Source organism: Gammaproteobacteria bacterium (assembly GCA_013696315.1).
Lineage (GTDB): Bacteria > Pseudomonadota > Gammaproteobacteria > JACCYU01 > JACCYU01 > JACCYU01.
Map to the genome: position 1 here is coordinate 1 of JACCYU010000043.1, position 8134 is coordinate 8134.

Annotated in this window: 9 protein-coding genes; all 9 read right to left on the reverse strand. The window is 62.9% G+C overall.

The window, feature by feature from the left end:
* Positions 1–180: hypothetical protein (locus H0V34_02850; GenBank protein ID MBA2490676.1), on the reverse strand; the 180-nt coding region annotated here is incomplete at its 3' end.
* Positions 180–1541: an RIP metalloprotease RseP gene (gene rseP / locus H0V34_02855; protein ID MBA2490677.1), complete on the reverse strand. Its 1362-nt coding sequence runs from the start codon at positions 1539–1541 to the stop codon at positions 180–182. The genes H0V34_02850 and rseP, both read right to left, overlap by 1 nt.
* 10 nt (positions 1542–1551) lie before the next feature.
* A complete protein-coding gene (locus H0V34_02860; protein MBA2490678.1) occupies positions 1552–2817 on the reverse strand; it encodes a 1-deoxy-D-xylulose-5-phosphate reductoisomerase in 1266 nt (421 codons plus the stop codon).
* A complete protein-coding gene (locus H0V34_02865; GenBank protein MBA2490679.1) occupies positions 2817–3677 on the reverse strand; it encodes a phosphatidate cytidylyltransferase in 861 nt (286 codons plus the stop codon). The genes H0V34_02860 and H0V34_02865 overlap by 1 nt, the downstream gene beginning before the upstream one ends.
* Complete coding sequence (gene uppS / locus H0V34_02870; protein ID MBA2490680.1) at positions 3652–4356, reverse strand: di-trans,poly-cis-decaprenylcistransferase; 705 nt, start codon at positions 4354–4356, stop codon at positions 3652–3654. The genes H0V34_02865 and uppS overlap by 26 nt, the downstream gene beginning before the upstream one ends.
* 167 nt (positions 4357–4523) lie before the next feature.
* The gene (frr, locus tag H0V34_02875) at positions 4524–5081 is read right to left on the reverse strand and encodes a ribosome recycling factor (protein ID MBA2490681.1); all 558 of its coding nucleotides are present in this window, start codon (positions 5079–5081) and stop codon (positions 4524–4526) included.
* A gap of 102 nt (positions 5082–5183) precedes the next feature.
* Positions 5184–5912 carry a UMP kinase gene (locus H0V34_02880; GenBank protein ID MBA2490682.1) on the reverse strand — a complete coding sequence of 243 codons (729 nt, stop codon included), beginning with the start codon at positions 5910–5912 and terminating at the stop codon, positions 5184–5186.
* Between the two features lie 91 nt (positions 5913–6003).
* Complete coding sequence (locus H0V34_02885; GenBank protein MBA2490683.1) at positions 6004–6891, reverse strand: elongation factor Ts; 888 nt, start codon at positions 6889–6891, stop codon at positions 6004–6006.
* Between the two features lie 105 nt (positions 6892–6996).
* Positions 6997–7953: a 30S ribosomal protein S2 gene (gene rpsB, locus H0V34_02890; protein MBA2490684.1), complete on the reverse strand. Its 957-nt coding sequence runs from the start codon at positions 7951–7953 to the stop codon at positions 6997–6999.
* Between the last annotated feature and the right edge of the window lie 181 nt (positions 7954–8134).

Consider the following 8134-nt stretch of genomic DNA (forward strand, 5'->3'; position numbering starts at 1 on the left):
GTCGTCGGTATACTGGTCGCCCACCTGAATCGGCAGGTAGGTGAACACCGTACCCGGCTCGATTCGGCCCAGTCCCTTAAGCTCGATATCTTCGATGACGAATGACGCCGCCTGCGCGTTACTGGCAAAAAGCAGCAGTGCGCCGGTTAAGACCAGCGATTTAATTAAACGAAATATCACTAACCCAGCAGTCTTGAGAAGTCGTTATAAAAGGCGAGCGCCATGAGCCCCGCCAGCGCCGCAAGTCCAATTCGCTGGCCCATGGCCTCGAACGACTCCGACACCTGGCTACCCTTGACCAGCTCGATGAAGTAATAAAGCAGATGGCCGCCGTCCAGTATCGGCACTGGCAGCAGGTTGAGAATACCAATGCTGATGCTGAAGATCGCGAGCGCGCCGAGAAACGCCGAGACGCCGATCGCCGCCGACACACCGGCGTATTCGGCGATGGTAATAGGTCCGCTGACATTCTTCAGCGACGCCTCGCCGGTTACCAGCTTCCACAGCACGCGCACGGTGAGCACCGACAGCTCCCAGGTCCGCGACGCGGCCAGACCCAAGGCGCTGATGGGGTTGTAGCTGACTTCCACCCGCATTGCGTCGAGTGTGGCCTGGTCGATGCGCGGATACGCGCCGATGCGACCAATCATCGCGTCGCCGTCACGCTCCGCATCGGTGCGCAACTGCCGCAGCAAGGTCTGGCCGTCGCGTTCGATGTCTAGTTTAATGTTCTGGTCAGGGCGTGCGCGTACGTAATTCACCCACTTTTCCCAGTTCGCGATTGGCCGGCCATCGGCGCGCACAATCCGGTCGCCGGTGCGCAGGCCTCCGCGCTCGGCGGGGCCATTGGCGGTCAGTTCTCCCAGTACCGCCTCATAAGCCGGCTGCCACGGCGTGATACCCAAAGTCGACAGCAGATTGTCGTCGCCCAGGACCTCGCGCGTATCGTTGAGATCCAGCTTATGCGTACTCCGCACGCCGGCCTCGTCGCGTAGACTCAGGCTTACGTCGCCCTGCTCCAGCGCCTGCTCGATGAGCGCGATGCTCGCGGCCTCCCAGGTCGGCGTGCGCTCGCCGTTGACGCGCATTATCTCGTCGCCGCGCTCGATCCCCGCACGGGCCGCGATGCTGTCGGGTGCTACGTCGCCGATGACCGGCTTGACGCCACTGACGCCGAGCATGAACATCAGCCAGTAGGCGACCACCGCGAGCAGAAAATTCGCCAGCGGGCCGGCCGCGACGATGGCGATCCGCTTGCCCACCGGTTGCCGGTTGAACGCCCGCTCACGCTCGGACGCATCGACCTGCCCTTCGCGCTCGTCCAGCATCTTCACGTATCCGCCCAGCGGGATCGCGGCGATCACATATTCGGTGCGATCTGGCCCGTAAGTGCGCTTCCAAAGCGGCTTGCCGAAGCCGATCGAAAACTTGAGTACCTTGACACCCAGCCGCTTCGCCACCCAGAAATGGCCGAATTCATGAAAGCCCACGAGAATGCTGATAGCCGTGACAAAGGCGAGAACGCTGATGAGGATGGTCATGTACGAAGCTTTAAGCGTGCGCCGCGATGTATTGCGCGGCCATGGCGCGCGCGGCCTGGTCGGCGCCGAGGATTGCCGAAAGTTCATCGGCGCGGGTGGGCGCGATCCTTGTCAGCGTATGGTCGATGACCCGCGGGATATCCATAAACGCGATCTGCTCATCGAGAAAACTCTGCACGGCCACTTCGTTGGCGGCGTTCAGTACCGTGGTTGCGGTGCCGCCGGCGCGCAGCGCGTCATAAGCGAGCCCCAGACACGGAAATCGCGCCGCTTCGAGCGGCAGAAAGTCCAGTTTCCCGACCTCGACCAGGTCCAGCGCCCGCACCCCCGAGGCGATGCGCGCGGGCCACGCCAGGGCGTGCGCTATGGGGGTGCGCATGTCCGGGTTGCCCAGTTCCGCCAGCACGGAACCATCGACGAACGCCACCAGCGAATGCACCACGCTTTGCGGATGCAACACCACCTGCACCTGCTCAGGATGACAATCGAACAGCCAGCAGGCTTCGATAACCTCCAGCCCCTTGTTCATCATGGTCGCGGAATCCACCGAAATCTTGCGTCCCATCTTCCAGTTCGGGTGCGCGCAGGCCTGCGCCGGCGTCACGCTCTCAAGTTCTGACAGCGGCATATCTCTGAACGGCCCGCCGGATGCTGTCAACAATATTTGCTTCACGCCGGCGGTATGCAGCCCGGTTCGCGCGACAGAGGCCGGCGCATTGGCCGCCTGGCATCCCGGAGGCAGGCATTGAAACACCGCGTTGTGTTCACTGTCGATGGGCAACAGGCAGGCGTGGTTGTCCCGCACGGTGCGCATCAGCAGGGAGCCTGCCATAACCAGCGACTCCTTGTTCGCCAGCAACACGCGTTTGCCGGCCTTCGCGGCCGCCAGGGTGGGCAGCAACCCGGCGGCGCCCACGATCGCGGCCATAACCGATTCGACATCGATGTCGCGCGCGATCTGTTCCAGGCCCGCGTCCCCCGCGAAGACCTCGATGCGCAGGCCGGCCGTGCGCAGCCTGCCTCGCAGCTCATCGGCCTTGCCCGCATCGCGCATGACCGCGCGTTGGGGCCGGTGCTCGACGCACTGCCCGTACAGCGTATCCACATCCTGATTGGCGGCTAGCGCCGCGACGTGAAAGCGATCCGGATGACGCCGGATTACGTCCAGGGTATTGACGCCAATCGTGCCGGTCGATCCCAATACCGCGACCTTCGACGGCGCGGCTACGGACGCGATGTCGTGAGCGAGACTGCGAGGCGGCGGCGAATCTGCCATCACGCCAGGCGCGGGTGCATCCAGTGCAACCCCAGCACGAAGGGCGGCGCGGCGGCCACCACGCTGTCGATGCGATCCAGAACGCCGCCATGCCCGGGCAGCATCCTGCCGCTGTCTTTCACGCCTGTACGACGCTTCAGCAGGCTTTCGAAAAGGTCTCCGGCGACGGATAGCAAGGTGGTGATCAGACACAGGCCGACGAAATACACCCACAGCGCCCCAGGCACGGCGAACCACCAGGCGCCGCCCGCGGCCAGCACCCCGTTCGCCACCAGCGCGCCATACAGTCCCTCGCGCGTCTTGGCCGGACTGATCAGCGGCGCGAGCGGCGTGCGTCCGAACCGCTTGCCGGAGAAATACGCGGCGGAGTCCGCCACCCATACCAGCAGCAACAGGAAGACCAGCCAGCCCGGACGCGGCGCCAGCCTATGCAACCCGATCATCGCGATCCAGGCGGGCACCAGCGCGAACAGTCCCGCGCACCGCAGCACGGCTGTACTCGCCGGACCGCGGATGGCGCCCGGCTGGTAAACCGCCAGGATCATCAGCGCCACCAGCCACCACAAAGCGCCCGCCACAACGGGCGCCAGGGTCCAGCCCTCGTCGAACAACCGCCACACGAGGTACGCGCTGCCCGCAAGTACCGCCAGATAACAAATTCGCATGTCGCGTCTCAGTATCCCGGTAAGTCGCGTCCATTCCCACGCGCCCAGCAGGATGATCACCAGCAATACACCCGCCAGCGTAGCTGAAGGCAACCACAACGCGGCCGCGCCCATGCCCACGACCATTGCGGCGCCGGTGGCGACCCGCTTTTCGAGCAAGGTAAGCCCTCTAAATCTGCTCGCCGGTTTTTCCATAGCGGCGCTGCCGACGGGCGAATGAGGCGAGCGCACTGTCCAGCGCCGCCTGGTCAAAATCCGGCCACAAAACATCGGTGAAATAAAGTTCGGTATACGCCAGTTGCCATATCAAGAAATTACTGATGCGGTGTTCGCCGCCGGTGCGAATAAAAAGGTCGGGCTCCGGCGCGCCGGCCGTGACCAGCCGTCCGTCGATCGCCTGGGTCGTGACGCTTTCGCGGCCCACGCCCCGCGCGGCGATATCGTCGACCAGGCCACGCACCGCCTGCATGATATCCCAGCGACCTCCGTAGTTGGCCGCGACGTTGAGCAACAGATTACCGCCACCCGCGGTTGCCTGTTCGGTCAGTTCGATCTGACGTCGCAGCTTGGTCGAGAACGCGGTGCGATCGCCGATGAACCGCAACCGCACGCCGTGCGCGGCCAGCTCCCGTACTTCGCGACGGAGTGTCGCAAAAAAAAGCTCCATCAGGGTGCTGACTTCGGCCCGCGGACGTTGCCAGTTTTCGCTGCTGAAGGCGAACAACGTCAGCACTTCAATGCCGCGTTCGCCACAGGCGCGCACGACCTTGCGGGTCGCCAGTACACCCTGCCGGTGCCCGGCCGTGCGCGGCAGCCGCCGCGCCCGCGCCCAGCGTCCATTACCGTCCATAACGATGGCGACGTGGCGCGGCACCAGCTGGCCGGACACACCGTTCACACCAGTCAACTCATCACAAGGGCAGTCACGGGCACCGGAAAATTATCATAAACAACTTGCAAATACAGACTTTAGTTATTGTTTATAAAAGTCATGGATACAACCAATCATTGACGTTTGCAAAGGTTTTTCGCGACGGTGCATCAGATGTCCATCAGATCCTGCTCCTTGTGGAGCAGCATCTGATCGACCTGCTCGACATACTGATCGGTCAGTTTCTGTATGGCATCCTGCCCGCGATGTTCCTCATCCGAGGAGATTTCCTTCTCGCGGGCAAGCTCCTTGATATCGTTGTTGGCGTCGCGCCGGATATTACGAACCGCGACGCGCGCGTTTTCGGCCTCGTGGCGCACCACCCTGACCAGATCCCGGCGGCGCTGTTCCGTGAGCGCGGGCAGCGGCACGCGGATGACCATGCCGGCGGTGGCGGGATTGAGGCCCAGATCGGAGTTCATGATGGCCTTTTCCACCGCCGCCACCATATTTCTCTCCCACGGAGTGACGGTCAGGGTGCGCGAATCCTCCACGGTGACGTTGGCCACACGGTTGATTGGCGTCGGCGCACCGTAATAGTCCACCATGACGTGATCCAGCAGACTCGCGTTGGCACGCCCGGTGCGTACCCTGGATAACTCCTGGCCCAGCGCCTCGACGCTCTTGCGCATGCGCATGTTCGCATCTTTCTTGATATCTTCGATCATGCCGGCGTTCCGTTGACAAAAAATCCCGGTGCGATTAAAACCCTGCCTGCCAGGCCATCGCGCGCGATCCGTAAATCCGCGGCGTCAGCGCCCTTGCCGATGTCACTCGCTAGCCACGATGGTACCCACCTGCTCACCCATTACCACCCTCAGTAAATCGCCTTCGCGAAAAATATTGAAAATGCGCAGTGGAATATCGTTGTCGCGGCACATCACGATGGCGGTGGCGTCCATTACACGAAGCTTGCGCGTGAGCACCTCGTCGTAAGTCAGGCGATCGTAACGTTTCGCGTCCGCGTGCGTGACCGGGTCAGCGTCGTAAACGCCATCCACCTTGGTCGCCTTGAGCATCAGGTCGGCGTCGATTTCGCTGGCGCGCAGGGCGGCCGCCGAATCGGTGGTAAAAAATGGATTGCCGGTGCCGGCGGCGAACACCACGATGCGGCCTTTCTCCAGATGGCGCACGGCGCGGCGGCGGATGTAGTCTTCGCACACCTGATTGATCTTGATCGCGGACATCACGCGGCAGTAAAGACCGCAGCTTTCCAGTGCGTCCTGCAAGGCTAGCGCGTTGATAACTGTGGCGAGCATGCCCATCTGGTCGGCGGTGACCCGATCCATACCAGCTTCGGCCAGACCCTTGCCGCGAAAGATATTGCCCCCGCCGATCACCACCGCAACTTCCACGCCGCGCCGATTCAGCTCACCCAGGTCGTTTGCGATGCGGCCGATCACGCTAGGCTCGATGCCGTAGTCCTGAGCGCCCATTAGCGCCTCGCCGCTGAGTTTCAGCAGAATTCGCTTGTAAACCGGCCTGGCGGCGTCGTTCATAAGCCGGGGTCGTTTCTCACGTAGGGCCCCGCGTCCGCAACGCCGCCGATCTTATGCATCGCGAGCATGCCGCGGCACCCACAGCTATAGTTCACCCGCCTTTCACCTGGGCCATGACTTCATCGGCGAAGTTGCCGGACTTCTTCTCGATGCCTTCGCCCACCTCGAAGCGTACAAAGCGGAGGACTTTTGCGCCCGACGCCGCGAGCAACGCACCGACGGTCTGCTCGGGGTCTTTTACGAACGGCTGCCCGACCAGGGTCACTTCGCCCAGGTATTTCTTGAGGCGGCCCTGCACCATCTTGTCGATAATGGCCGCGGGCTTGCCGCTGGCTTGCGCCTGCGCGGCGAAGATCGCACGCTCGTTCGTCAGCACCTCGGCCGGCACCTGATGCTCGTCGACGCACAGCGGCCGGCTTGCGGCCACATGCATGGCCACGTCTTTCGCGAGCGCCTCGTCGCCGCCGGCCAGTTCGACCAGCACACCGATGCGGCTGCCATGCAAGTAAATGCCCACGCGGCCGTCTTGTGCCTGCATCAAATCAAAACGCCGCACCTGCACGTTTTCGCCGAGCTTCGCAACCATGCGCAGCCGCTGCTCTTCGAGGGAGACCCCGTCTTCGCTTGACCAGGGCAGCGCCATCAGGGCCTCGACGTCGGCAGGCCTGTGCCGCGCGGCGGTCTCCGCCAGCGCCTGCGCAAACGCGGCGAAATCGTCTCCTTTGGCGACAAAATCGGTCTCACAGTTGACCTCCACCATGGCGGCCTCGCGCGCGTCGCTTGCCGCGCGGATCCGGATCACGCCTTCGACGGCGACTCTGGCCGCGCGCTTGTCGGCCTTGGCTGTACCTGCTTTGCGCATCGACGCAACGGCCAGGTCCATGTCGCCGTCGCACGCCGCCAGCGCCTTCTTGCATTCCATCATGCCGGCCCCGGTGCGCTCGCGGAGTTCCTTGACCATGGCTGCGGTAATTTGCATAGCCTTACCTCTGTTGTAGCGATCGCAGCGCTACATCGCGCTGCTCTCGCATTACCAATCTTTTATGGTCCGACCTTGTAAAACCTTGGTACGACAACGGAGCCGTTACGATCCGTTAGTTTTCGAAGCCGGCGCGCCTGCCGCCCGGTCGGCTTCAGGTTCGGCGACATCCTCCGCACGACTGACCGCGGCACTTCGATCCAGTGACGGCGACGTATCCGCTGACGGGGGCGCCCCGTCCGCGCCATTGGGCTCCGCGCGTCTGCTCGCCGCGGCTCTTGGCCTGGTCGCGGCCCGGTTGCGCGCGTTGGCGCGTGCGCGAGGTTCGCCATCTTCGTCGAGTTCGACGAACTCGTCCTCGGCGCCCGGCGCCGCGCGCCGCTGCATAAGACCGTCGGCGACCGCATCGGCGACGCCGCCGGTGTAAAGCTGAATGGCGCGGATCGCATCATCATTGCCGGGGATCACGTAGTCGATGCCCGCGGTGGAATGATTGGTGTCGACGACGGCCACGACCGGAATCTTCAGTTTGATGGCCTCGTCCACCGCGATGCGCTCGTAACCGACATCGATCACGAAGAGCACGTCCGGCGGACTGGTCATCTCCTTGATGCCGCCCAGGCTGCGCTGCAGTTTGTCCATTTCGCGCGTAAGCTTGAGAATTTCCTTCTTGCCCAGGCGTTCGAAGGTCCCGTCCTCGTTCATCTGCTGCAGATCCGTAAGCCGCTTGATGGACTTGCGCACGGTTTGAAAGTTGGTGAGCATGCCGCCCAGCCAGCGATGATTGACGTAAGGCATGCCGCAACGGACGGCCTGCTCGCCGACGGGCTCGCGCGCGGAACGCTTGGTGCCGACAAACAGTATCTTGCCGCCATCCGCGGCCATGCGGCCAAGGTAATTGATGGCGTCATTGAACAGCGGCAGGGTTTTTTCGAGATTGATGATGTGAATCCTGTTGCGCTCGCCGAAAATAAACGGCGCCATCTTGGGATTCCAGTAGCGGGTCTGATGCCCGAAATGCACGCCAGCTTCCAGCATCTGGCGCATGGTAACGTTGGCCATGAACAAACTCCGTTAAGTGCGGGTTGGACCTCCATACGCCCCGGCGGCGACACCGAATCTGAATGCTGTTTCGGCTTCAGATTTCAGCGCACCCGGCCGCTGGTGCCGGCGTATGTGCGGATTTGTGGCGGTAGACTTAAGGGTCTATTCCGCGCGACGCAAATGCCGTCAAAGCTACCCG